Below are 25,650 nucleotides of genomic sequence, written 5' to 3' on the forward strand. Positions count from 1 at the left end.
GCGCGCGTTCGGACGAGGACGCCGGGCCGGGCGACCGCCGGCCGTAGCCTGGGACGGGTCACGGTCGGGCGGGGCGTGCGGATGGGCTTCTTCAGCTACAACAGGGGATCGATCCACTACGAGAGTGTCGGCTCGGGCCCTCCCGTGGTGCTGATCCACGGGTTCACGCTCGACCACCGCATGTGGCGTCACCAAGTGCGGACGCTTCGGTATGACTTCAGGGTCGTCACCTACGACTGCCGTGGGTTCGGCCGCTCGTCAGCACCGGCCGGCCCGTACAGCCACCACGACGACCTGCGCCACCTGCTCCACCATCTCGGGATCGTCCGCCCCCACGTGGTCGGCTTGTCGATGGGCGGCCGGATCGCGCTGAACCACGTGCTGGCCCGGCCGGACGCGCCGCGATCGCTGGTACTGATCGGCAGTGACGTCGGCGGTTTCCCGTTCGGTTTCGACTGGGACGCGGGCCTGGCCGGGCTGAGTCCGGCAGCCGCGAAGACGATGTGGCTCCGGCACGGATTGTTCGACCCGGTCCGCGCCCGTCCGGAGGCGTGGCGGCTGGTACGGGCGATGGTCGCCCGCTATTCCGGGTGGCACTGGCGCAACCGGGACACGCGCGTACCCGCGGACAGCGATGCGCTCACGCGCCTGGCGGAGATCCGTACGCCGGTCGACGTCGCCGTCGGCGCCCTGGACCTGGCGGACTTCCACGAGATCGCCGGAGTCCTGGCGGCTCGCATTCCGCACGCCCGGCACACCGTGCTGCCCGGCGTGGGGCACCTGGCCCCCCTGGAGGACCCGGCGGCGGTGGACGCGCTGCTGCGGCGCGCGTTCACCGCCGGCTCCTGACGTACGGCGCGGCGGTGACGGCCTTCCACGCGTCTTCCTCGTACCACCGACGGTCGAACGCGGTGATCACCGGATACGGGGCAGCGGGCTCCCGGGCCGCGCCGGCGGCGATCGCCCGCCAGAAGGCGTCTATCAGGGCGCTGTAGCGGACCGCCCGCCACAGGTCGGCACGGAGGAACGGTTCGCCCCTCATCCGGACCACGCGCAGGTCGTGGCTGCCGCGGTAGCCGTTGCCCCCCACTGTCAGCGGCCCCTGCCACAGGTGCGCCGCGGGGGCCCGCAGCGAGTGGCGGACGCCGGCCGCGACATGGCCGCCGTGCCACAGGTCGGCCGACTCCGCCAGGTCGGGGAGGGTGGGCGGGAAGAAGTAGTGGCGCTTTGGGGGCACTTCGGCACGGTCGAAGTTGCCCGGTACGAAGTGCCAGCGGTTGTACTGCATGCGCTGGGCCACCCGCCACAGCAGCCGGCGCAGATCCACGTCCGGCATCGCGTGCAGCCGTTGGGGGTGGGGCAGCACGCAGCAGAAGAAGTCCGGCTTACGCAGGGCGAGCGGCCCTGTGGTGTGGTCGGCCACCGCTCCGCCCAGCCGCCGCAGGTCCCGCACGGCGCTGGTCATCCCGTAGTCGGCGTCAAGGTCGCGGACGGCGCTGTGCACGAGGGTGGCCAGCAGCTCCTCCAGCAGCCGGACGCGCCCTCCGGGCGGGCCGGCCATGACAGCGTCGACGGTCCGCGTGACCAGCTCCTCCCCCGGCAGCGGGCCGCCGTGCGGGCCGGGACCTACCGCGTCCGTCAGGCGTTCGGCGAGCGCGGCGAGCGCCGGCGGTGCCACGTCGTGGCGACGCTCGCGGCGGGGCAGCGCGACGACCACCTCCCGTTTGGCGAAGGTCGCCCCGATGACGCGGCGGAAACGTATCCAGTCGGAGCCGTCGACCGCCGCGGCGAGGTCGCCGACTTCTCCCGCCAGCGCCAGGAAGGCCCGTGCGGGCAGGTCCGCGGGGATCTCCCGGCCCAGGGCGTGGGCGTATCCGCACCAGGTGGACACCAGCCAGGCCCGCAGCGCGGTCGCGCTGAGCCGGCGGCCGTTGAACTCCTCGAAGCGGATCGAGCGGCCGGTGGCGAACAGTACGTGCACGGCCATGACGAACAGTCGTTCCTCGGGGCTCCAGCCCGACAGCGGCCGGTCGGCGAGGGCACCCAGCGGGCGGTCGCGGAGCAGAGTGCTGGTGCCGGCGTCGGAGCGGGAGAAGACCTGCCGCCCGACATACACCAGCACGGTTTCGACGTGGTCGGTCCAGTCGGCGGCCTGACGCACCCGGGCTGGGAGGCTGCCCGCCGCCTCCCAGCGGTGCAGGACGGTGTCCAGTTGCGCCTGCTGGTGGTCCTCGGCGATGCGCCAGGCGACGTACGCCTCCTCCGCGCGCTCCCACACGGGCGCGCGCACCGGCAGTCGGGCGATCACGTCGCCGCTGCCCGGGGACTCCTCGCGCAGGTCGAGCAGCGAGAGCCGGCCCTGCGACGAGTAGGTGACGAGCAGTTCCCGCCGGTACGGGTCGTCGGGGCGGGCGTACTCGTCCGCGGCCGGTGGGTGCAACCGCAGGGCCTCGTCGCCGATGATCTGCTCCAGGACGGAGCGTTCCATGACGGTGAGGCTCTCGACGGCGTCGCCGTACGGCACCCGCCCGCCCAGCGTGAGCAGCCCGATCAGCGTCACATAGGCCGGCCGGTCGGCGAGCACTCCCAGCCGCGCGCGGGCGAGGAGGTCGCGGGCTGACGTGCCGGGGCGTGCCGACGTGCCGGGGCAGCCGGCCGCGCGGAAGGAGGAGTCAGCGCACACGTGTCCTCCCCGCCGTCCGCGGGCGGCCGTTGACGTCGCCGGCCCGTACCGTCGTCTCCTGCGGGACCAGCGCCGCCGCATCCAGGGCCGGCCGTATCCGGGCACTCCAGGTCCGGCTCACTTCGGCCGAGGGCGCTTCGGCGCCGGATTCCACCGTGCCGACGCAGCAGTCGGCGGCGCAGCGGCACGGGAAGCTCCACGCGTCGTCGTACCGGAACGTCCGGTAGTCGCATGTCACTTCCTCACCGCGCCGGAGGTCCCGCACGGCGATGCCCACCGCGAGGTCCAGGTCGAGCACCGATGCCTCGCAGGAGTGGTTGAGCAGGTACGCGCCGCGGCAGGGCGCGATGAGGCTGCCGTCGGCCCGCCGGTAGCCGTACTCCGCGAGCCATTCGGTCACGGGGGCAGGTGTCTCCCGTTGCCGGCCGAAGGAGAGGACCGGGCACTTGGGGCAGGGCCACCACAGGGCGGTGCCCCTGGGGATGTCGCGCAGTGCGAAGACGCCGGCGCCGTCGATCGTGCTGAAACCGGGGTGCAGGGCGGAGTGGAGCACTCAGACCAGCTCCAGCAGTCCGGTGAGCTCTCGCTCGGCGTCGGCGACGGATTGGGCGTCGGTGCCCAGGACGAGGTAGCGCCACTTGCCGTCCGTCTGGAGGGTGTCCACCGGGAGCACGGCCCTGGCGTCGGCGGCCGGGTCGGCGAGGCCGGTCCGTTCGAGGGCGGCGACCGCGCCGGCGAAGTCCAGGCTCCGGGTGCCGCGCCGGACGTCTGCGCGCCAGTGCGTCGGGCGGTGGTCCGGTGCGGGTGATGGCCGCAGGCGGCGGGCGAGTTCTTCGAGGTAGGTTCCCCCGGTCCTGCGGACGTTGGCCTCGGTGACGACGTAACCGCCGTCGAAGACACCGCAGTCGACGTCGAAGACGCCTCGGTAGCCGCGGGCGTGCAGCCATCCGCCGATCCGCCGGGCGGCCTCGGTCAGCGTGCCCAGCAGCGGGCCGGGGACGGCCGGTGTGCTCATGCCCCTCCAGGCGTTGTCCACACTGCGCTGGTCGCAGCTGTAGAACTCGGCGACCCCGCTCTCCCCGACGCTCATCTCCACGCTGGGCATCCCGGTGAACGGCAGGAACTCCTCGTACGTCCAACCGCAGCGCGGTGTCCCGTGAGCCGTGACCTGCCGCCGTACCTGCTGCTCCACCGGCGTCCGGTCCCCGTCGGCGCGCACGATGAAGGTGCCGTGGCCGTTGGACGAGCGGTCGACCTTGACGATCGCGGCCCGGTGGCCGTCGAGGAAGCCTGTGAGGGCGGCCACCAGCGCCCGCGGGCTGTCCGCGTGGCCGCCGTCGGCGATGGGCAGGCCGAGACCGGCGGCGATCTGCCGGAAGCCGTGCTTGGTGTTGACGCGGCGCACGGCCGCCAGCGTCACGTCGTTCGGGACGGTGTCGTACGGCTCCAGACGCATGCCGGTGGCGCGGGCGAAGCGGGTCGTTCGTGCGTCCGCGACGAAGGGCGCGAGGACCGGAGACGCGGTGACCCGGGCGGTCGCGCCGAGTTCCGCGACGACGTCGAGGGCGTGGACGCCGCGGATCGTGTCCGGAGCGACGACGTCCACCCGGCCGGCGTCGACGCCGAGGGTGCGGGCGACGTAGTCGCGGAAGTGCGGCGCGCAGGGCGCCAGGGCCACGACGCAGTCGCCAGGGCACGCCAGCCACAGCTTGCGTGGGGTGACGGCAGCCATCGCCCGTGCGTAGGCGGGTGGTGCGGCGTCGATCATGACGTCGTTGACGACGTTGGCGAGAAGGGTCCGGCCGGGCGGCGGCGTCATCGGGCGCCCCCGTCCCGATGCCTGCCGGTCGCGGCGATCACCATGTGCCCCGCGAGTGCCCAGCACACGTCGGTGCCCTCGAAGCCGGCCCCGTCGAGCCAGCGCAGGTGCTGCGCCAGGGTGGCGGGCTTGTCGACCGGGTCGGGATGGCGGAAGGTGTTCCACCGGGAGTCGCGGAAGGCGTCGGCGGCGGCCGGGGCGCCGGGCGGTCCGGCCGCCTGCCGGTCGACCTCGTCGTCCCAACGGCACGCCGTCCACGCCGTCGCGGACGCGGTGGCGGGCCGAACCAGGTCGGCCAGGACCAGTCGGCCGCCCGGCAGCAACATGGTGTGCAGGTCGCTGTAGAGCTGCCGCTTGCCATCGTCGTCGAGGTGGTGAACGGTCAGCGACGACACGATCGCCGCGTACGTTCCGTGCCGCCAACTGCGGTCCTGCAGGGACGCCTTGACGAGTCGGGCCCGGTCGCCGAAGGGTGCGAGTCGTTCGGCGGCGGCGGCCAGCATCGTGTCGGAGCCGTCGAGGCCCGTCACGCGCGCCCCGGGGTGGCGCCGCAGCAGGGCGGCGGTCAGCCGGCCCTCGCCGCAGCCGAGATCGAGGAGGCGCGGGGCGTCACGGTCCGGGAGCGGTGCGACGAGGCCGCAGACGGTGTCGATCTGCTCGGCGCGACGCGGGACGAACACGTCGCCGTAGCGCAGGAAGAGCTGGTCGTCGGATTCGTCCCACCTCTGGGGTGCGGTGGTCATGCTTCCTCCGGTGAGTCGAGGATTTCCTGGCGGCGCAGCCAGGCGGCGAGGGCCCGGCAGGAGGCGGGCACGGCGTGGGCGGCGGGGCCGGGGCGGGTCGCCCGGGCGAGCCAGTCGCGGACGTCGGGTCCGTCGTGCGCGGTGGCCACCGCGCCGAGCGCGGCGACCAGCAGGTGCCCGCGGCCCACCGGCGTCCACAGCACCGGGGCCGCGGTACGGCAGGCGAGCGGGCCGGCCGGGCGGAGACGGGCGGCGGACGGCCGGGGCGGCGCCGGCGCCGGGCACATGCCGAGCGCGGACAGCCGGGCAAGCAGGCTGCCGGGACCGCCGTGGCCGCCTGTGTGGTGGCGGTACGCGGCGAGCCAGGGCGCGGGCACCTCGCCGTGCAGGTGCTCGCCCCACAGCCGCAGGGAGCCGGTCTGGCCCGTCCGCTCGTACGCGGCGAGGTTGAGGGCCAGGGCGGGTCCGTGCGTCTCGCCGACGTGCCAGGTGCCGGCCGGCCAGGCGAAGCCGCCGCCCGCACGGGCCGTGAGTGTCATCGCGTCGGCCCGGGCCGACGCCGGGTCGAGGGCGGGCAGGTATTCCTCGGCCGTGCCGGCGCCGGGGGCGGTGTCGGCGCGCACAGGGGTGGCTCCTGGCGGCCGGAGCGGGTCCGGCCACAGGTGCATGCTCTTGGACCCTGCCAGGACAAGGTGGACGTTGGCGCAGCGCTCGCGGTGGATGCCGCCGGGCGTGGAGGGGTAGTCGCCGAGGAAGACCTCGGCCTCGACAGGGCCGCCGGGCATGCCGAGCGCCGTGAGACGGGGGGCGAGTGCGCCCACCAGAGCCCGGAAGAGCGGGCGGTGGTGGCGCTGCACGTCCCGCGCGTAGGCGAGGCAGCCGCCGTCCGCGGCGGAGCGGCCGAGAGTGGTGAGCCAGTGCCACGGGCCGGTCTCGGCCGCGGCGTCGCGGTGCGGCCACCGCGCCGGGGACGTCTCGGGTGCGCCGGCGAGCAGGAGCTTCGCCTGCCGGCGGGGCGGGCCCGAGGCCTCGTCGGCGAAGGCGGCGCGGGCCGCCTGCCACGCCGCGGCGACGGTGAGGCCGGGGATCGTCCATTGAACCGGTGAGCAGTGCGGTCCCTCGCGCTCCACCAGCAGGCCGCCCACCTGGTCGGCCCGGGCCGGGGGCGCGCTCACACGACACCACCGGAGGGCCCGTCCCCGGTGGTGCGAGCTCCGGGGGACTCGGCGGTCGGCGGATAGCGGTGCCGACCTCCGCGCGGATCGGTCACCAGGTATCCGTCGGGGCGCTCGTCGAGGTAGCCGCGGCCGATCGGCACCTTGCCGTGCCCGCCGGGAATGTCCAGCACGTACGTCGGCTGGCACAGCCCGGACACCGCTCCCCGCAGGGCGCTCGTCAGCTCCTGGCCGGCCGCCACGGTGGTGCGGAAGTGGCCGGTCCCCGGGGCGAGGTCGGCGTGGTGCAGGTAGTACGGCTTGACCCGGTGCCGTACGAGGGTGCGGAAGAGGTCCTCCAGCGCTTCCGCCGTATCGTTGACGCCCTTGAGCAGGACGCTCTGGCTGAGCAGCGGAAAGCCCCGGTCGGCCAGGCGGTGGAGGGCAGACAGGGCGCCCTCCCCGAGTTCCTGGCGGTGGTTGCAGTGGACGACGGTCCATACCGGGGTCTCCGCGGTCAGGGCGTCCAACAGCTCGTCGGTGATGCGTTCCGGTGCGACCACCGGCACGCGGGTGTGGACGCGGACCACTCCGACGTGCGCGATGGCGTCGAGTTCGGAAACGATGCGGCGCAGCCGGGCCGGGGAGAGCATGAACGGGTCGCCGCCGGTGAGGATGACCTCCCAGATCGGCGGGTGGTCCCTGACGTACCCGAGCGCCCGGCTCAGGTCTTCTTCCCCGAGGACGCCATGCCCAGGACCGACCATCTCGCGCCGGAAGCAGAACCGGCAGTACACCGGGCACAGATGCAGCGGCTTGAGCAGCACCCGGTCGGGATAGCGGTGGGTGATCCCGGGCAGCGGCGTGAAGGGGCCATCGCCGATGGGATCGTCACTCTCGTGCGGTTCCGTCTCCAACTCCCGCGGGTCGGGCACGAACTGCCGGGCGACCGGGTCGTCCGCGCCGCCGCTGATCCGCTCCCGCACGGCCGCCGTCACGCTGATCGCGTACCGGCTCGCGACCCGCTCGATCCCGGCCCGTTCGTCCTGTGCCACCAACCCCTCCCGGACCAGGCCCTGGACGGTCCTCGTGGTACGTCGTTCGTCACGCATGGGATGGCCTCCTGGACGAAAGGAACGTCGAGCCGGTACGCCACGAGGCAACCCCACGGCGCCGGGGCACCGGAAGCGGTGCCGGTAAAGGCCGGACAAGGTCGGACACCCGCGTCGCACTCGGACGGCTAAGGTGAATCGGTGAGGAACGGGGGCTCATTGACCGGGAACGAAGGGGCGCGGACCGGTTCCGAAATGCGCCGGCGCGCACGTGAACTGGCCGCCGCCGCGATCCGCGAGCGGCAGGTCGAACCGCTGACGGAAGCCGCGGCGCTGCTGACGAAGGCCGCCGCGGCCGACCCCGAGCAGCGCGGACGCTACGTGTCCGACCTCGGGGTCGTGCTGACGTACCGCTTCGAGCTGACCGGTGACCTCGGCGCCCTGCAGGGGGCACTGGACGCGCATCGCGCGGCGGTCCGGGAAAGTCCCGACAGTACGGTCGCGCTGTCCAACCTCGGCCTGTGCCTGACCCGTTGGTTCGAGCAGACGGGCGAGGCCGACCAGCTCGACGAAGCGGTGGACGTGCTGCGCCTGGCGGCGGGCAGGATCGCCGAGGACAACGCCCACTACCCGGCGCACCAGTCCAACCTGGGCCTGGCGCTGACCCGCTGGAGCGAACGCAACCGGGACGCCGGCGCGGCGCTTCAGGCGGTGGCGGCGCTCACCGCGGCCATCAGAACTGGCCGCGGCACACCCGCGGACGCCGCGGCGCGGCTGGCGAACCTCGGCATGGCGCTGATGGTGCTCTACCGCGCCACCGGCGACCGGGCGCAGCTCACCGCGGCCGTGGAGGCGTACCGCAAGGCGGTCAGGACCGTGCCGCCGGGCGACGGCAACGCGCCGGGCTGCTACGCCGGTCTGGGCGACGCCCTGTCCGCCATGGCCGACGCGGACGGCGACATCGTGCTCTGCCTCGACGCGATCGACGAGCTGCGGGCGGTGGTCGAGGGGCTGGAGGACGACGACCCGGACGCGCCGCTGTTCCTCAACCAGTTCGCCACGGCGCTGCGGGCCATCTTCACCAGGACCGGCGACACGCGCGCGCTGGACGAGGCCATCCGATGGCGGCGCGCAGCGCTCACCCGTACCCCCATCGCCCATCCCCACCGGCTGTTCCTGGCGTCGAACCTGGCGACGACGCTGCGCGTCCGTTTCGAGTACACCAAGGACCTCGCGGTGCTGCGCGAGGCCGTCACGCTGCTGGAGGGGGTGCTGGAGGCCGCCGACGACGACCTTCCCGAACGGGTCAAGTGGGAGGCCGATCTCGGCAACTGCCTCTCCCGGCTCGGCGAGCACGAGCGGGACACCGACCTCCTGGACCGGGCCGCGGCGGCCCTGCGAAACGCCGCCGGAAGCGTTCCCGCGCCGCACCCGGACCTGGCGATGCACGAGGCGAACCAGGGCGCGGCGCTGATCGCCCGGATCGAGATCGGGTGGGACCCGCATCTGCAGAAGGAGGCCGTCGAAGTGCTGAACCGCTCGCTGAAGAGGCCCGGCGGTGAGGACAGCCTGCACGCGAACGTCCACTTCACCCTGGGGCTCGCCCACCGGGCGCGGTTCGTCCGCGAGGGGGCCGCCGACGCCTACCGCGACGCCGTACACGCCTTCACCGCCGCGCAGACGCCGGCGGCACCCGGACGCACCCGGGCCGACGCCGCCCAGCACCTCGGCCGCCTCCACATGCTGGCCCGTGACTTCGACGCGGGACTCACGGCGCTGTCCACGGCCCTGGAGCTGCTCGACCTGGTCGCCTGGCAGGGCTTGGAGCGAGACGACCAGGAAAGGCACCTGGTCCCTTTCACCGGGCTCGGCAGCGCCGCGGCGGCCTGCGCGCTCGAACTCGGCGACCAGGAGCGGGCGCTGGCGGTCCTGGAGCAGGGCCGCGGGGTCCTGCTCGGCCAGACGCTGGCGGTGCGCACAGACCATGACGAGCTGCGGGCGCTCGAACCCTCACTCGCCGCCGAACTCGCCGCGTCACACGCCGAGATCGAGTCGACGGCGCGGGAACGCCAGCGCCGGGCGGTGCGGCGGGACGCCCTGCTCGCCCGCATCCGCCGCCGCCCCCGCTTCGAGCGCTTCCTGCTCTCGCCCGACCCCGTCGCCCTGCGCCCGCCCGCCGGCTCGGGACCGGTGGTGACCGTGAACGTGTCCTCGCTGCGCTGCGACGCGCTGGTGACCACCGAACGGGGCACCGAGGCCGTTCCACTGCCCGGCCTGACCGCGGGAGACGCCGCCGAGCGCGCCGGCGCCTTCGTCAGCGCGGTCAACGCCAACGCGTGGGGCACCAACGACACCGTGCGGGACGTGCTGACCTGGCTGTGGGAGGCGGTGACCGAGCCGGTGTTCACGCACCTCGGCCTGCCTGCCTCGGACAGCCAGACGCTGCCGCATCTGTGGTGGGTACCGACCGGGCCGCTGAGTGTCCTGCCCGTGCACGCCGCCGGCCTGCACACCGCGCGGGACGGCGACCGGCACAGTGCCCTGCACCGGGTGGCCAGCTCGTACGCGCCCACGCTCGGCTTCCTTCGCCATGTGCGCGACCGGCCGGCCGACCCGGAGCAGGAATCCGCGCTCGTCGTTGCCGTGGGTGGCGACACCGCCCCGCTGGCCATGGCGGAGGTGGAGGCGGACCTGGTGGCTGCCAATCTGGCGGCGGTGCGCCACCCCGGCAGCGTGGTCCACCTGACCGGCGGACAAGCCACCCGGCAGGCGGTACTGGAGTGCCTGGCGTCGTCCGGCTGGGCACACTTCGCCTGCCACTGCGTCAGCGACGCCGAACGCCCCTCGGACAGCTGCCTGCGGCTGTCCGACGGCGATCTGCGGGTGCGGGACATCGCGGCACTGCGGCTGGCCGCCGGGGGCGTCGTGTACCTGTCGGCGTGCACGACGGCGCTGAGCGGCGGGCGGCTCCCGGACGAGACGATCCACATCTCCTCGGCGTTCCAGCTCGCCGGCTTCTCCACCGCCATCGGCACGCTCTGGCGCGTCCCCGACCTGGCCTCGCAGGAGACGGCACGGATCACGTACACCGCGCTGGCCCGCCACCCGCCGGCCCGCGCGGTCAACCTTGCCGCCCGCGAGATGAGGCGGAACTATCTGATGAATCCTTACGAATGGGCCGCGTTCGTCCACAGCGGGCCCGTCTGAGAGCCGTGCGCACTGCGGCACCCGGCCGCCACGAGGAGGCAGTCATGACCGACCGCCCCGGACCAGACGACCCGGCGCGCCCGGACCCGCGCCGCGTCGCGACCCGGCAGGACTTCGGCCGCGAACTGACTCTCGCCCGCCAGGCCTCCGGGCTGAGCGTACGGCAGGTGGCCAGGGCGGCGGGCGTCCCCGTGAGCACCCTCGGTGGGTACTTCGCGGGCACCCACCTGCCCGCGCTCCAACCGCCCGACCTGCTGGGCCGCATCCTGGTGGCGGCGAAGGTGACCGACCCCGCCGACCTGGAGAACTGGCGGCGGGCGTACTGGCGGGTCCGGCACGGAGCAGGCCGCGTCCCGGCGGCGGCCGAACCACCGGCCCCCGACCGCGCCCCGCTGTACACGGCCGCAGGTGTGGCGCCGGTGGCGGTGTCGATCCGGCCGCCGCTGGAGAGACTCGACGGCGAGCCGTCCGTGCGCGGCCGGGACCGGCTGCTGGACGCGCTGGCCCGGGCCGCCCTGAGGTCCGGCCACGCCCATGACGCGCCGCGGGTCCATGTGCTGCACGGGCTCGGCGGATGCGGCAAGAGCACGGTCGCCCTCGCCGCGGTCCGGCACGCCGCCGCGGCCGGGATCCGCACCTGGTGGATACCGGCGGATGACGCCGCCACGGTCACGGCGGGCATGCTCGCCCTCGCCGTCGAACTGGGCGCGGCGCCCGACCGCTTACGGGTGGGCAGCCTGCCTGACATCGTCTGGCGGCTGCTGGACGAGCTGGACAAGCCGTGGCTACTGGTGCTGGACGACGTGGACGACCCGGTCGCGGCGCTGGCTGTCACCGGCAGCGGACTCACCGACGGCGCCGGGTGGCTGCGGCCGGCCCGCCGCACCACCGGAACTCTCCTCCTGACCACCCGCGACGGCAGCGCAACCACATGGGGCAGGCGGCGACCGGACTGGCTGCGGCTGCACCGGGTGGGCGTCCTCGCCCCGGAGTACGGCGCCGACGTCCTGCTCGAACTCGCCGGCCCGCGCGCCGGCGACCCGGCCGAGGCCCGGGCGTTGTCGGCCCGGCTCGGCGGGCTCCCGCTGGCGCTCGCCTTCGCCGGCCGCTACCTCGCCGAGTCACAGGACATCCCGCCGGGCCTGGCCACGCCCGGCCTCCCCCGAGACTTCCACGGCTACCGCGAGGCCCTGGACCGCGGCATGCACGACGAGCTGTTCGCGCTGCCGCCCGACGGCGCCCCCGCGGCCCGACGCGCCCACGCCGCCGTCGGCCGCGCCTGGGAGCTGTCCCTCGATCTGCTGGCCGAGCGGGGTTTCGCGGGAGCGCGCCCGCTGCTGCAGACCCTCTCCTGCCTGGGACAGGCCCCCATCCCCTACGAACTGCTGCTGCGCGCCGACCTGCTGGCAGCCGCCCCGCCGTTCGCGGGGGTCCCGGCACCGGGCATCTGGGAATCGCTACGCGCTCTGGACGGTCTCGGGCTGGTCACCCTGTCGCGCTCCGGCACGGCGCAGACCCTCGCGCTGCACCCCCTCGTACGGGACATGTCGCGCCGCCACCCGCAGGTCCTGGGGCACCTCGACGACTACCTCGCGCTCACCACGGCGCTGCTGACCCCGGTGGTGGAGGGCGCCGACCCGAAGGCGCCGAGTACGTGGGAGCGGTGGCGGCTGCTGGCCGACCACTGCGCGGCGCCGCTGGACCTCATCGACCACCGGTACGGCGACCGTCCCGGCGAGACCCCCACGCCCTTCCCCGCCGCGCTGCGGCTGGCGAACCGCGCCGCGAACTACCTGCGAGCCGCAGGGCACTTGGGCCAGGCCGAGGCCGCCGGGCTGCGGTCACTCGCCGCGGCCCGGCACCGGCTGCCGGACAGCCACCCGCTGGTACTCGGCATCCGCCACGACCTGGCCAGGACGGCCTACGACCAGGGGCGGCCGGCGACAGCGGAAGCGCTCTTCCGCGAGGTGCTGGCCGGCCGGCTCGCCGCCCTGGGCCCGGAGCACCCCGACACCCTCACCACCCAGCACTACCTGGCCAGAACGCTACGCAACCGCGGTCTGCTCGACGAGGCGGAGGCTCTCTCCACGGCCACCCTGCGGGCCAGGACCGAGCTCCTGGGCGACCGCCACCCCGACACGCTGACCAGCAGCAACGGCGTGGCGGACATGCTGCGCGCCCGGAACCGCTTCGCCGAGGCGCTGACCGCGTACGAGAACGTCCTCGCCCTGCGCACGCAGGTGCTGGGCGAACGGCACCCGGCGACGCTGGTGACCGGACAGTATCTCGCCGAGGTGCGCCAGGAACTCGACCAGCCCGGCGCCGCCGAGGCGGAGCTGCGCCGACTGGCCGCCGTCAACCAGGAGGTGCGCGGCGCCGACCACCCCCGCACCCTGGCCGTACGGCAGTCCCTGGTGGAGGCCCTGCACGACACGGGCCGCACGTACGAGGCGCAGGAGCTGGCGCTTCCGCTCGTGTCCGCCTGCCGTCGGCTGCTCGGCGACGCGCACCCGGCGACGCTGCGCGCCCGCTACCGGCTGGCGCTCCTGCGCTCGGACCTCGGCGCGAGCGACGAAGCCGAGCGGGAGCTGCAGGCGGTGGTGATCGACCGCCAGCGCGTCCTCGGACCGCATCACCCGCACACCCGCATGTCCCAGGCCACCCTCGCCGCGGTCCGCCAGCAAGCGGACGGGCGAGCCTCGGCCGGGCCACGCGACCACCCTCACCCTCACAGCGATCGGCGGACCGACAGCACCCATGTATGACAACGTCGACGAAGGTCTCGCGCAGGGCATCGGCCCGGCAGCAGCCCAGGCTCTCAGCGACTACTCGGCGCTCCACAACCGCCACTACCTCCTCGTCCGCTGGCTGGTCAACGGCCGCAGCCGGGCGCCGGTGGCGGTGGCGCAAGAGATCGACCGGCATGAGGGCAAGACCACCAAGCTGATCCTGAAAGTGCCCGCGCAAGACGGTGAGGAGCTGCGCCTCAACGAGTTCGCCCGCCATCGCGCGGCCGTCAAGCAGGCCCCGGTCTTCGCCGCCGCGCACCTGTCAACGACGGCGCACACCCCGATCCGGGTCGGTGACGGGTCGTGGATCACGTTCCAACGGGTGGCCGGCCGCACCCTGGAGGACACCGAGGTGCTCACCGTCCTGCTCTACCGGATGCTGGAACGGCCAGGCACGACGGAGCCCGGCGCCGAGCCGGTGAGCTGCGACTCCCCCACATTCGCGAAGGCGTGCGCCACCGTCGTCGCCGGCGTCCTCGGCGAGTGGGCCGAACATCCCGACCTGGACGAGCACGCGCCGCCGATGTCGGTGTCGGCGTTCCTGACCCTGCACCTGGCAGGCCAGTTCGAGCCCGGCGGCCGGCTCCACCCGTACGCGCAGCTCCACCAGGGCGACATGCTGCACAGCGAGCCCGACGGACGCGCCCTGCCCAACCCCCTGGCCGTCGCAGAGGGCCGCTGCTTCTCCGACGCCGGCCTGATCCGGCCGCTGCTCGGCAAGACGCACGGCGACCTGCACACCGACAACGCGCTGCTACGGGTCCGGCCTGCGATCGACACCCGCGACTACCACCTGATCGACAACGCGCTGTACGAGGAGCGGGGCCCGCTCACCCGCGACCCGGTGCATCTGCTCCTCTACATCGTGGCCCGCACCATGGACGAGCTGTCTCCCTCCCAGCAGAACGCCCTCATCGACCTGCTGATCACCCCGGGCGCCGACCCCGGCCACCGGCTGCCCGGCTGGCTGGTCGACGTCGTCAAGGCGGTCGACGCCGCGTGTCTGGCATGGGTCGAGGACTCCGGGCTGACCGCCGAGTGGCGTGCGCAGACCCTGCTGTCACTGCTGGCGTGTGCGCTGATGTTCGTCGGGCGCAAGTCCATCCGCGAGGAGGATCGGGGGTGGTTCCTGCGGCTGGCCGGCCGCGCCGCGGAACGCTTCGAGCAGCTCCACCCGGCTGTCGGCCGCGCCGCGGCGCGGACCGCTCCAGACCCCGCCCCGGCCGCCGGGCGGACCGGCTGGATCGGCCGCATGTGCCGCGACCTGCCGGAGGTCGCGGAGGTCGTGTCGCGCGCGTCAGCCCCGGACCGGAGCCGCGACGACGGCGCCGTGGCGCTCGCCGACCGGGTCGAGGACCTGCGCACCGCCGCGCTGGGAGGCCTGGACCGCGCGGCGGACTACCGCGACCTCACCCGACGGATCGGCGGCCCCGACGACGACACCCGCTTCGGCACCGAGGGGCGGGACGGCACGCCGGTCACCGACGAGTGGTACGTGTGCCCGCTGGAACTGTGCGACCGGCGCGAGGGCCGCGAGCCCGGCGGATCCCCACCGATCTGTCACCTGTCCCGAACCCAGCCGCAGCAGCTGAAGCCCGAGCACCGGTGACCCGGGGATGCCCTTCTACGACCTCGACGACAATCGGTGGCCCGCGTTCCTCAGCTCGGGGGCGGCTTTGTGGGCGCTCGCCGCGGTGATCGCGGACCATGCGGGCCTGGGCGGCCGGTGGTTCGGTACCCAGCCGTGGACGGCGGGCGGCCGCGCCTGGCTCACGGCCGGGCTGCGGCTGACCGGGGCGGTGGCGCTGGCCGGTCTGGTGAGCGGGCCGCTGAGCGGGTGGTTGGGCGAGCTCTGGCTCGGCCGCCGGCTCCGCGCGGTGCTGGGGCCACTGCTGGAGCGCCGCCGCAGGCGTTGGGCCGCGGCGCACGCCGCCGGCAAGTCGGCCGGCAACCCCCAGGAGCGGCTGCGTCACATCGCCCTGCGCAACCGTGTCGCACTGGCCCCGCCGCAGTCCGCGACCTGGATGGGCGACCGATTCCGGGCGCTGGAGACCCGGGTGTCCAGCGAGTACGGGCTGGACTTTCCATCCGCCTGGCCGCGGCTGTGGCTGGTCGTCCCCGAGCCCTGCCGCGTCGAACTGCGCAGCGCGGCCACGGCATGGCGGCGGGCCACCGGCCAGGGCGCCTGGGCACTGCTCTACGGGGTGCTCGCGGTGGCGTGGTGGCCGCTGCTGCTGCTCGCGGGGGTGGCGCTGATGTCGGCGCTGCGCTCGGCCCGCGGGGCCGTGGAGGCGCTCACCGACCTCGCCGAGGCGGCCGTCGACCTCCACGCGCGCGACCTGGCGGCGCAGTTGGGCGTCGGCACGGCGGACGGGCGGGTCGACCCTTCGGCCGGGCGCCTTGTCACCGTGCGGCTGCGCAAGGGCGCGTGAGGCGTCCGCCCTCACCCCTGCGTGGGCACTCCGAGACGGGCCCGTGCCGCTTCGACGTACCGTTCCTGGTCGGACGTCAGGCCCAGCACGCCGAGGGACAGCGGCGCGAAGGCGATGCCCTCGCGGACGTGCTGTGCCAGCCCCGGCCAGCTGGGGCCGCCGTGCGCGGCGTACGCGGCGAGCAGGTCATCGAGCATCGGCGGCTCGAACTTCCTGGCAGCCTCGACGAACTCCGTGCCGGGGTCGCCGACTTCGGCGTCGCTCCAGTCGAGGACACCGACCAGGTTCCCGGTGTCGTCCACCAAGGTGTGCCCGGGGTGCAGGTCACCGTGGACCAGCACGCTGCGCGGCGACCACAGGGCGTCGTCGTCAAGCCACCGCCGACCGCGGTCCCACCAGGTGCCGTGCATGCCCAGTTCGGCGCGGCCGAGGGCCAGTTGCTCGCCGAAGCGGGCCCGTACGCCGTCAAGGCGGCGTACCGGGACGCCGGTCGCGGCAGCCTCCTCGACCGGTGTGGCGTGCAGGGCGGCCATGCACCGGCCGAGCGCCTCGACGTAGGACCGTGGCGGATTGTCCCGGTCGATGCGCCAGTGCAGCCGGTAGGTCACCACGTCCTCGCTCGCCGCGGGCTCACCCGCCAGCCGTGGGTAGGCGACGAGTTCACGGTCCGCGATACGCCAGTGCGGGACAGCGACGGGGAAGCGGTCGCGGACGAGGGCGAGCAGTCGCGCCTCGGCGTCCACCGCCGCGGCGACATCGGGGCGCCGCGGCACGCGCAGGATCCACCGGACGCCCTCGGTGTCGACGCCGTGCAGCACGCGGAAGTCCCAGCCCGTCTCGTCCAACACCGCGTATTCGCGCCGGAGGTCGAGGCCCCGGTCCCGTGCCGTCGTCAGCAGCGCGTCCACGAGGCGCGCGGTCGTATCGTCCACGGCACCGGATGCTAGGTGCGGCTGGCGCGTCCACCAAGGCCGCCGGGCAGGAACGCCCGTACGGGTCCTTCCGAGCACACCTCGTACGACGCCGGACAACTCCGGGCGGACGCCGGCCTGGTGCGCCCGGCTCACGACGGCGAGCATCAGGGGCATGCTTCCGGCCGACAATCACATTCATACGCAGTGGTCGTGGGACGCGCTTGCCGGCTGCATGGAGGCCACCTGCCGGCAGGCGCTGTCGCTCGGCCTGCGCTCGCTCTCCTTCACCGAGCACACCGACTTCACCACCTGGACCATCCCGGCGGCGGCCGTGGCGACCATGCCCGACGCCTTCCAGGCGATGGTCGGAGCGGACGGGCTCTTCCGAACGCCGCCTTTTGACGTCGAGGGCTATCTGGGCTCGATCGAGCGGTGCCGGGCACTCTTCCCCGGCCTGCACATCGTCACGGGTGTCGAACTCGGTGAGCCGCACTGGTACGCGGAGGCGGTGAGCGACCTGCTGTCCGCCGCGGACTTCGGACGTGTCATCGGGTCGCTGCACTCCCTGGAATCGGGCGGGCGGCTGCTGGCCGTGGACCGGCTCTTCGGGCTGCGCCCGCCCGCCGACATCGTCCGAGACTACCTCCGCGAGGTCACCCGCATGGTCCAGACGTCGGACGCGTTCGAGATCCTCGGGCACATCGACTACGCGCTGCGGTCCTGGCCTGCGGACGCCGGCCCCTGCCGGATCGGCATCTTCGAGGACGAGTTCCGCACGGCGCTGCGGGCGCTCGCCGCCGGCGGACGGGTCCTGGAAGTCAACACCAGCAGGATGCCCTACGGCGCCGTCGTCCGCTGGTGGTACGAATGCGGCGGTACGGCGCTGAGTTTCGGCAGCGACGCGCACGAGCCGGGCGAGGTCGCGCGGAACTTCCGGGAGGCGGCGGCGCTGGCGGAGGCCGCGGGCTTCCGGCCCGGGCGCACGGACCACGACTTCTGGACGCGGTGACCGATTCCTCGTAGGGCAGGGTCGGCCGAGTGACGCTCGGGAGCCGGCTGCGCGTTCTGATCATCCGGCGGTCCGCGCGGGCCCCCACCCGGGCCGCCTCCTCCTTCGGGGCGCCGCCCGTACCGCCTCGCTCGTCGGGGGCGGCGCCGTCGCGCCGGTCCCACGAGGCGAGCAGCGGCGCGGCGGTCACGGTGGTGACCACCGCCGGTACGACCAGCACCCTGACCACCGCGGGTGACACGGTCCCGTCACCCGGCCCGACCTCGACTGCCGACCCCTGACTTCTACCGCAGGTAGGCCAGGCCGTCGGTGGTGACGGTGGGGCGTCCGCTCGTCGCGGAGACGACGATCTTGAGAGTGTGCTTGCCCGCGGCAGACCACTTCTTGGTCCAGAGGGCGTTGCGGTACGCCGTGGTGCTCGACTTCAGGTCGACGGTGGCGGTCTTGGTTCCGTCGACGTAGACGACGGCCTGTCCCGAGGTGGCGGCGCGGGAGACGATCCAGGCCACCGAGCGGCCGGTGAACGTCCAACTGAGCGAGGCGTTCTTGGTGGCACTGCTCAGCGAGGCGCCGCCGAGGTAGCTGCTGGACGACTTCCTGGTCCAGGTGCCGGTCTTGGTGGCGGCCGTCTCCTGGAGGATCACCGGGGTGGCTGACGCGGTGGCGGCGGCGGTGTTGCCCGCCAGGTCCTGCGCGGTGAGGCTGAAGGCGGTGGCCGCGCCGGACTTGGCGGTCAGTTGGGCGCTGGTCGTGGTGGGGCCGTAGGTCTTCGCCGAGGGGGTGGTCAGGCGGACCTCCTTCAGGGCCGCGTTGTCGGTGGCCTTCCAGGTGAGGGTGACGGGGAGGGCGGTGGTGTCGACGGTTCCGGTACGCAGGGACAGCGTGGGCTTGGTGGTGAACACCGGCGGGGTGGTCTCCGCTGTCACCGTGATGCCCGGTGAGGTGCTGGTTTCGCCGGACTGGTGGGTCGCGCGGACCTGAACGGTGTGGCTGCCCGATGCGAGGGTGACAGCTGCGGAGGTCGCACCGCCGGTCTTGGTGGCGGCGCTCCTGCCGTCGACGAGGACCTCGTACGTGCTGATGAGGGAAGCCGGCGTGGTGGCGGTCCAGTTGACGGTGACCGCTCCCTTGGTCAGGTAGGTGCTCCCCGACAGGCTCGCTCCGGTGACCGACGTGATCGCGAGTCCGGCGACGGGGCCCGCAGCCCATGCGCGCAGGGTCGGCAGCTGGTTGTACAGGGCGGTACCTGGGCACTCGGTGGCGTAGGCGTCACGGTGGCCGGAGATCCGGTTGAAGACCGCGGACTGCCCGAGTGCGAACTTGCCGTTGGCCTTCCCTGCCGTCAGGGTCACCTTCCCCAGAGGATCCCTGTTGTACTGGCCGAGCTTCCAGGCCGCGAGCCGGGCGACGGCGGTCTTCGCGGCGACCGGTGCGTCCTCGCTCGTGAACGTACCGATCACGGCGATACCCGTGGTGTTGGTGTTGAACCCCTCGGCCTGCGCACCGATGACGGGCCGGTCGATGCCACCCTTGCGCCCTTCGAAGATCGTGCCGCACTTGTCGACGACGAAGTTGTAGCCGATGTCCTTCCAGCCCTGGTTCAGATGCAGGGCGCGCAGGCCCCGCACGATGGCCGCGGAGTCGGCGCAGGAATAGGCGTTGGTCTGGGCGGTGTGGTGAACGAAGACGGCGTTGATGGTGGTTCCGTACTCGGGCGCCTCGTCGTTGAGGGTCTCGTCCGCCCCCCAGGCCGCCCGGCTCACCACAGGAGGCTGGGGCACGGCGGACGACGGCCCGGGCGGCGCGCTCGCCGAGGATGGGGGTGGTGTCGGTGCCGTGGGGGTGCCGCCGGCCGACGGGGAGGTCTCCGTGGGCGTGGCGGTGGGGGCGACAGAGGTCTCGCTCGGCGTCGTGGGCGGTGTCACCGCGGATTCGGATGTCTCCACCGAAGGCGTCGGGGAGGCGACAGCGTCGGTGGGGGTGCCACTCGGCTCGGGACTCTCCGCGTCCACGGCGTAGGCCGCCGCCTCCATCCCCTTGCTCGTGGAGGCACCGGGATCGACGACGTCCAATCGCAGCCCGCCGGGCAGCGCGCCGCCCGCGGCGACCTTGATCTCCACCCCGTCCGACGGACCGAACCAGGCCGCCTCCGTGGCGCCGCGCATTCCCTTGCGGGCAGCGTCCTCCCCGCCGCCGTCGTCGGCGTCCAGCGTCACCCAGGAAGTCCACTTCCCCGTCGTCACGGTGCGGACCCGGGCCTGGGCCACGCCCCGGACATGGGCCTGTGGATCGTCCCACGACAGCCTCAGCATGCTGAAGGGTTCGACATCCCGTCGGCGCAGCGAAACCCGGCCGGCGGCATCGGCCCCCAGCTTGGTCGACCGCACATGGGTGACGACCGGCCCCTGTGCCGCCTTCGCGTCCGGTCCGGAACCGGGAGAGTCCCATGACTGGACGGCAAGCACCCCCGCGGACACCGCGGTCGCCACCACGACCGCACCCCACAGCACACGCCGCTTCACGCGGACCACCCCACACACCATCGGATCTCAGAACAAGACGGACGAACCCATGGAACGGCGGCGCACGTTCCGGCTCGCCTGGGCCCCGAGAGTGGAAATCTACACGGCCAAATGGCCCCGCAGCCAAGGTGGTTGCCGCTCGGTGACGGCCAACTGGGCGACCGTGAGGACCGCGACCGTGTCGCGGGTGCCCAGGACGGCAACGAACAGCGGCAGCAGGAGCAGGCCTCCGATGTGCGGCGGGCCACCTTCACCACCGCTGTCCAGCGTTCTCCCCGCCCGGGTCGGTGGCTGGGGGCACGGCACCACCCCGTAGGCACATCCCGCGTCTCCTGTCCTGGCCCTGGGTTTCGCGGAGTTCCGGCTCTGAATCACCTATGAGTGTCCCGTGAGAGCTCACAGGCCGGTTTGATAGACCGATCGGACCATAAAACGCGACGTGACGTCACGGCCCGAGGAGACACGACCCACCATGCGCAAACACCTTGCTGTCACATCCGGCGCCGTACTGTCGGCGGCTCTCGTGATCAGTGGCTGCGGCTCGAGTGATTCCTCCTCGACCTCGTCGACCTCGTCGTCGAGCGCTTCGGCACGGCAGAGCGGCGGTCCGGGGGGAGGGGGCATGGGCATGCAGCAGGTCACGGAGGTGGACCTCAACACCGACGGAGCGAGCCCGGGCGGCGCCAACACCGCGGCGGTCGTCAAGGCGGTGAACGCGTTCCTGGCCACCCTGGACGACACCGAGCGGGACAAGGTCGAGTACGACTTCTCGGACAACAGGGCGCGGCAGACCTGGTCCAACTTCCCCGCGACCACCGTGCCCCGTGAGGGCATCGAGCTGTCCGACCTCACCACCGCCCAGCAGAAGGCCGCCGCCGCGGTGCTCGAGACGGCGTTGAGTTCCAGCGGGGCCGAGGAGGACACCGACATCCAGAAGGCCGACGACGAGCTGAACCGCCTGGGCGGCCAGGGGGCGGACGGCTTCGGTGCGCTGAAGGACTACTACTTCGCCGTGTACGGGACGCCGTCGACGACGGAGCCGTTCATGGTCCAGTTCGGTGGGCACCACCTGGCCCGCAACCTCACCTACAACGGCGACCAGGTCAGCCAGACCCCGCAGTTCGTCGGCTCCGAGCCGACCTCGTTCACGTCCGGCGGCACCACCGTGGAGCCGGTCAAGGCCGAGTCGACGGCCATGTTCGGCATGCTGTCGTCGCTCACCGCCGAGCAGAAGAAGAGCGCGGAGATCACCTCCGGGACCTTCGACGACCTGGTCATGGGACCCGGTAAGGACTCTGGGGTGTTCCCCACCGCCGAGGGGCTGTTGGGATCGGAGCTGACCGCCGCCCAGAAGAAGAAGGTCCTGGCCGCGATCGAGTCGTACGTCGGCGACCTCAACAGCACGGCCGCCGCCAAGGTGATGGCCACCTACGCGTCGGAGTTGGACAGGACGCGCATCGGCTGGTCCAACAACACCGGCCCCACCGACGAGAACAGCTACATCCGCATCGACGGCCCGAGCGTGTGGATCGAGTTCATCAACACCCGCAGCCAGAGCACGCCCGACATCCACTACCACTCGGTATACCGGGACAAGACCAACGACTACGGCAGCAGCAAGCCGACGAGCTGACCATGCACCGCTTCACGCCGCCCCGACCGGGGCACAGCGCACGGCCGTATGCCCGGCGTGGTCCGCTCGGCAGGTGGGCGGCCCGCGCCGGGGCGCTGCTCGCGTGTCTCGCGATCACGCTCGTCACGGCGACGCTCATCACGCCGACGCACGCGGACGCCCATCCGCTCAGCACCACGGCGATCCTCCTCGACGCCTCGCCGGACCGGGTGACGGGCGTGGTGGAGCTGCCCATCGACCGGCTCGCCCTCGCCCTCGCCCAGCCCCTCACGCCGACGACCGTCGCCAAACCGGCCCAGCGTGAAGAACTGCGCCGCTACGTCCTCAGCCACACCTCCGCCGCCGACCAGAACGGCACCCGGTGGACCACCACCGTCACCGGCGGCCGCGTCAAGAAGATCGACGGCGTCCCCCACCTCGTCTTCGACCTCGTGCTGAAGCCGCCGAACGGCACGGTGCACGACTTCAGGCTCACCTACGACGGGATCGTGCACCACCTGCTGTCCCACCAGATCCTCGTGTCGCTCCGCTCCGACGGCTCCGGCAGCTACACGGCCGTCGGCGTGCTCGACTGGCAGCAGCACACCCTCGCGATCCCGGCCGCCGCCGGCGCCGGCACCGGGAGCGGTTTCGGCGCCGCCGTACGCCTGGGCGTCCGGCACATCGCCGAAGGCGCCGACCACCTGCTGTTCCTCATCATGCTCCTGCTGCCCGCACCGCTCCTCGCCCGCCGCGGCCGATGGGTCCGCGCCGACGACCTGCGCCGCAACTGCCTGCGCGTCGTGCACGTCGTCACCGCCTTCGCCGTCGGCCACTCGATCACCCTCGCCCTCGCGGCTCTCGGCTACATCAGCGCCCCGACGCGCGTGGTGGAAAGCATGATCGCCCTGTCCATCCTGGTCTCCGGAGTCCACGCCATCAGACCCCTCGTCCCCCGGGGCGAGCCATGGATCGCCGCCGGATTCGGGCTCATGCACGGTCTCGCCTTCGCCGCACTGCTGGGCGGCCTCGACCTCGGCCGCGGATCCCTCGTCGTCGAGCTGTTGGGATTCAACCTCGGCATCGAGCTGACCCAGCTCATGGTCGTAGCCCTGCTCATGCCGTCCCTGCTCGTCCTCAGCCGGACCCGGATCTATCCGGCGGTACGCCTGACCATCGCGGGGACCGGTATCGTCCTGGCCGGAGCGTGGCTCGCCGAACGCACCACTCTGCTCACCGACAATCCGCTCAACCGCGTCACCGACACACTCATCGCCCATCCGTTCGTCGTCGCCGCGACCCTCGCGGCCATGGCAGCGGCCTGCTGGGCGGTTGCCCCCCTGCGCACGACCGAGGCCTGACCCGGGGCGGCCCCACGGATGCGCCGCCTGTTCCAGCGCCCGCCCATCGTGGACCCGGCGCCCGCGCCGCGTCCACGCCGTTCCGGTGCGGGGAGCCGGGCTGGTGGGATCCTGTGACGGACGCCCGCCCCTGATTGGTGCAGGGGCGGGCGTCGTGTCAGGCCGGGACCGGTCAGCCGGCGCAGAGGGTCAGGTTGACCGTGTCGCCGCTGTTCACGACCTTCGGGGTGTGCGGGTCCACCCCGATCACGGAACCGGGCTTGCAACCCTTGACGGCCTTCTTGGTGACCGTGCCGAGCTTCGTCTGGGTCTTGAGCAGCGCCTGATTGGCCAGTGTGAGGTCCGACATGGAGAAGTCGACCGGGATGGTCACTCCGTGGTTGTCGAACAGCATGGTGGTGGCGTCGCTGCTGGTGGCCGTGGTGGTCACCGCCGCCGGCTTCGAGTCGCCGCCCACGGCCGAGGTGGCCAGGGCGGTGCCCCCGCCCGCCGCGATGAGGGCGGCGGCGACGGCGGCGACGCCGGCGGTCCGCCTGCGCCGGGTGCGGCGCAGGATCTGGGGCGGGCAGCGGGCAGCGGACAGCGGACAGCGGACAGCGGACAGCGGACAGCGGACAGCGGACAGCGGGCAGCGGGCAGCGGGCAGCGGGCAGCGGGCAGCGGGCAGCCACAGATCATCGCCGACTCGCCGCGAGATCTCCAAGGACCTGCGGTGGATGGCCTCGGAGCCGCGGACCGGCCTTGCGTGACGCCTGCTGAATGCGAACGGCAGCGCCACGCTCACGAGCGGCAGCGGGGTAAGCAGTCGTGGTCGCCGCATTCCCGGCCGTCGCGGCATCCAGGTGTGGGTCTGGTTCGTTGGGCGCGGTGGGCTTCTGTGTCTGGGGCTGTGGGAAGGATGCACCGTGGGATCGGCCGGAGCAACGAGCAGGGACGCGAGGGGATTTGCCGGACGCCTCAGCGGTGGATCCTGTGGTCCGGCCGGTCAGGATTCTCCCGGCCACTTCCGGTGCGGGTGCTCGTCTGATCGAGCGCACTGGCGGCAGGGTGGCTGTGGCGTATCACCGTCAGGCGTCGCTCGTGATGGTTCCCGACGGGGCGGTCCTCACCGTCGCTGGTGTTTCCGGTACGGCGACGGTGCGGGCGGTGCCGGAGGTGTTCCGTCTCGATCATGCGGTGAGACCGGCCCGTGGGCTGCGATGCCGCGGCGTGGGGAGTGCCGTCGCTTCGCCCCGCGGCAGAAGCAGTGCTCCGCCTCACGTACGGGCTGTGTGGCGGTCACCGCCGGCACGAGGCACGTCAGCCGTTGGTGAGGACCATACGGAAGCGGGCTGCACCGGAGAGCATCTTCTGGTAGGCGGCGTCAGCCTCATCGAGAGGCACCGTTTCCACAGTCGGACGGATGCCGTGCAGGGCGCTGAAGTCCAGTGCAGCCTGCACGTCCTGCGCCGTACCCGAGGGATGGCCGCGCACGATCCTGCCGGACAGAATGAGCTGGAACGGGCTGATTCCCAGAGGCTCGGGCGAAGCGCCGATGACCACAAGCTCACCTCGAGGCGTCAACCCGTCGACTGTGGCCGCGATGGCATCGGAGTTGCCGGCGGTTGCCAGCACCACCTTGGCACCGCCCAGGGACCGCAGTGCGTCCGCGACTGAGGTTGGTCCGGTGCTGTCGATGTAGTGGTGCGCTCCGAATTGTTCGGCCAGTTCGGCCTTTTGCGGCCCTCGGGCGATGGCTATCGTCTCGAATCCCATGGCTACGGCGAACTGCACACCAAGGTGGCCGAGACCACCCAGGCCCAGCACGGCCACCCGCTCACCCGGTTCGGCGGAACTGCGCCGTAGCCCGTTGTGGGTGGTGACTCCCGCGCAGGCCATGGGGCCCGCTTCCGCCGCCGACAGGGATTCGGGGATCCGCGCGAGAGCGTCAACCGGAGCGACCATCGACTCGGCGAAACCGCCGTCGTATGCCCAGCCGGGAACCTTGAGGTTCTCGCAGACGATGAAGTCGCCCCGCCTGCAGGGTGGGCAGTGCCAGCAGCTGCCGCCGAACCAGCCAACTGTCACCCGGTCCCCCACCTTCCAGTGGAAGCTCTCGGCACCCTCGCCCAAGTCCTCGATCCGCCCGGCGACCTCATGCCCCGGAACCAGCGGAAATCGAACTCCGGGCAGGCCATCACTCACGAAGGCGTCGTCGCTGTGGCAGATCCCGCAGGCTTCAACAGACAGACGCACCTGGTTGTGGCCCGGCCTCGGCACATCGCGTTCAACGATCTCGAAACGTCCGTTCGCCGTAGCCACCTGCGCGGCGCGGTAGGTGTCCACAGGGTGCCTCCTCGATCAGGAAACGGTG

19 protein-coding genes are annotated in these 25,650 nt (G+C 72.9%); 9 read left to right on the plus strand and 10 right to left on the minus strand.

All coding sequences use genetic code 11. The features are described 5' to 3' along the window. Positions 1–81 precede the first annotated feature (81 nt). Complete coding sequence (locus AC07AZ_RS17040) at positions 82–849, plus strand: alpha/beta fold hydrolase (protein ID WP_478848378.1); 768 nt, start codon at positions 82–84, stop codon at positions 847–849. Here AC07AZ_RS17040 and AC07AZ_RS17045 read toward each other — a convergent pair. From AC07AZ_RS17045 to AC07AZ_RS17070, 6 genes are read right to left on the minus strand one after another with little or no spacing between them, the layout of a single operon-like run. Then, positions 833–2,683 carry a hypothetical protein gene (locus AC07AZ_RS17045; RefSeq protein WP_478848380.1) on the minus strand — a complete coding sequence of 617 codons (1,851 nt, stop codon included), beginning with the start codon at positions 2,681–2,683 and terminating at the stop codon, positions 833–835. The genes AC07AZ_RS17040 and AC07AZ_RS17045 overlap by 17 nt on opposite strands. Beyond that, entirely contained in the window at positions 2,673–3,236 is a 564-nt protein-coding gene (locus tag AC07AZ_RS17050) for an SET domain-containing protein-lysine N-methyltransferase (protein ID WP_478848382.1), read from the minus strand. Before AC07AZ_RS17050 ends, AC07AZ_RS17045 begins: the two co-directional genes overlap by 11 nt. Beyond that, positions 3,237–4,502, minus strand: coding sequence for a preATP grasp domain-containing protein (locus AC07AZ_RS17055; RefSeq protein WP_478848384.1), 1,266 nt, complete (start codon positions 4,500–4,502; stop codon positions 3,237–3,239). Then, positions 4,499–5,245, minus strand: coding sequence for a class I SAM-dependent methyltransferase (locus tag AC07AZ_RS17060; protein ID WP_478848386.1), 747 nt, complete (start codon positions 5,243–5,245; stop codon positions 4,499–4,501). The genes AC07AZ_RS17055 and AC07AZ_RS17060 overlap by 4 nt, the downstream gene beginning before the upstream one ends. Continuing rightward, positions 5,242–6,420, minus strand: a complete 1,179-nt coding sequence (locus tag AC07AZ_RS17065) for a hypothetical protein (protein ID WP_478848388.1) — start codon at positions 6,418–6,420, stop codon at positions 5,242–5,244. Before AC07AZ_RS17065 ends, AC07AZ_RS17060 begins: the two co-directional genes overlap by 4 nt. Next, the gene (locus AC07AZ_RS17070) at positions 6,417–7,511 is read right to left on the minus strand and encodes a lysine-2,3-aminomutase-like protein (RefSeq protein WP_478848390.1); all 1,095 of its coding nucleotides are present in this window, start codon (positions 7,509–7,511) and stop codon (positions 6,417–6,419) included. Before AC07AZ_RS17070 ends, AC07AZ_RS17065 begins: the two co-directional genes overlap by 4 nt. 195 nt (positions 7,512–7,706) lie before the next feature. On the opposite strand from AC07AZ_RS17070, the gene AC07AZ_RS17075 reads away from it, so the two are divergent. Genes AC07AZ_RS17075 through AC07AZ_RS17090 form a run of 4 tightly spaced genes read left to right on the plus strand, consistent with a single transcriptional unit; the run spans position 7,707 to position 15,879 of the window. Continuing rightward, positions 7,707–10,658, plus strand: a complete 2,952-nt coding sequence (locus tag AC07AZ_RS17075; RefSeq protein WP_478848392.1) for a CHAT domain-containing protein — start codon at positions 7,707–7,709, stop codon at positions 10,656–10,658. 44 nt (positions 10,659–10,702) lie between these two features. Next, positions 10,703–13,423: a tetratricopeptide repeat protein gene (locus AC07AZ_RS17080; protein ID WP_478848394.1), complete on the plus strand. Its 2,721-nt coding sequence runs from the start codon at positions 10,703–10,705 to the stop codon at positions 13,421–13,423. Next, positions 13,416–15,056, plus strand: a complete 1,641-nt coding sequence (locus tag AC07AZ_RS17085) for a hypothetical protein (RefSeq protein ID WP_478848396.1) — start codon at positions 13,416–13,418, stop codon at positions 15,054–15,056. Before AC07AZ_RS17080 ends, AC07AZ_RS17085 begins: the two co-directional genes overlap by 8 nt. Before the next feature lie 7 nt (positions 15,057–15,063). Then, positions 15,064–15,879 (plus strand): hypothetical protein, encoded by an 816-nt coding sequence (locus AC07AZ_RS17090; RefSeq protein WP_478848398.1) that lies wholly within the window; start codon positions 15,064–15,066, stop codon positions 15,877–15,879. 11 nt (positions 15,880–15,890) lie between these two features. Here AC07AZ_RS17090 and AC07AZ_RS17095 read toward each other — a convergent pair whose 3' ends face one another. Beyond that, on the minus strand, positions 15,891–16,811 hold the full coding sequence (locus tag AC07AZ_RS17095) for a macrolide 2'-phosphotransferase (RefSeq protein ID WP_478848400.1): 921 nt from the start codon (positions 16,809–16,811) through the stop codon (positions 15,891–15,893). Positions 16,812–16,965: 154 nt separating this feature from the next. On the opposite strand from AC07AZ_RS17095, the gene AC07AZ_RS17100 reads away from it, so the two are divergent. Further along, positions 16,966–17,802: a PHP domain-containing protein gene (locus AC07AZ_RS17100; RefSeq protein ID WP_478848402.1), complete on the plus strand. Its 837-nt coding sequence runs from the start codon at positions 16,966–16,968 to the stop codon at positions 17,800–17,802. Positions 17,803–17,831: 29 nt separating this feature from the next. Next, complete coding sequence (locus AC07AZ_RS17105) at positions 17,832–18,083, plus strand: hypothetical protein (protein WP_478848404.1); 252 nt, start codon at positions 17,832–17,834, stop codon at positions 18,081–18,083. A gap of 3 nt (positions 18,084–18,086) precedes the next feature. Here AC07AZ_RS17105 and AC07AZ_RS17110 read toward each other — a convergent pair whose 3' ends face one another. Then, a complete protein-coding gene (locus tag AC07AZ_RS17110) occupies positions 18,087–20,345 on the minus strand; it encodes an N-acetylmuramoyl-L-alanine amidase (RefSeq protein ID WP_478848406.1) in 2,259 nt (752 codons plus the stop codon). Positions 20,346–20,946: 601 nt separating this feature from the next. Here AC07AZ_RS17110 and AC07AZ_RS17115 point away from each other — a divergent pair. Both AC07AZ_RS17115 and AC07AZ_RS17120 read left to right on the plus strand, forming a co-directional pair. Then, entirely contained in the window at positions 20,947–21,957 is a 1,011-nt protein-coding gene (locus tag AC07AZ_RS17115; RefSeq protein ID WP_478848408.1) for a DUF3500 domain-containing protein, read from the plus strand. A 2-nt stretch (positions 21,958–21,959) separates the two neighbouring features. Further along, positions 21,960–23,297, plus strand: coding sequence for a HupE/UreJ family protein (locus AC07AZ_RS17120; protein WP_478848410.1), 1,338 nt, complete (start codon positions 21,960–21,962; stop codon positions 23,295–23,297). 172 nt (positions 23,298–23,469) lie between these two features. On the opposite strand, the gene AC07AZ_RS17125 is transcribed toward AC07AZ_RS17120, so the two are convergent. After that, the gene (locus AC07AZ_RS17125; RefSeq protein ID WP_478848412.1) at positions 23,470–24,000 is read right to left on the minus strand and encodes a hypothetical protein; all 531 of its coding nucleotides are present in this window, start codon (positions 23,998–24,000) and stop codon (positions 23,470–23,472) included. 596 nt (positions 24,001–24,596) lie between these two features. Then, positions 24,597–25,622, minus strand: a complete 1,026-nt coding sequence (locus AC07AZ_RS17130; RefSeq protein ID WP_478848414.1) for an alcohol dehydrogenase — start codon at positions 25,620–25,622, stop codon at positions 24,597–24,599. Positions 25,623–25,650 lie beyond the last annotated feature (28 nt).

The sequence above is a fragment of the Streptomyces sp. NPDC043878 genome (assembly GCF_056435735.1).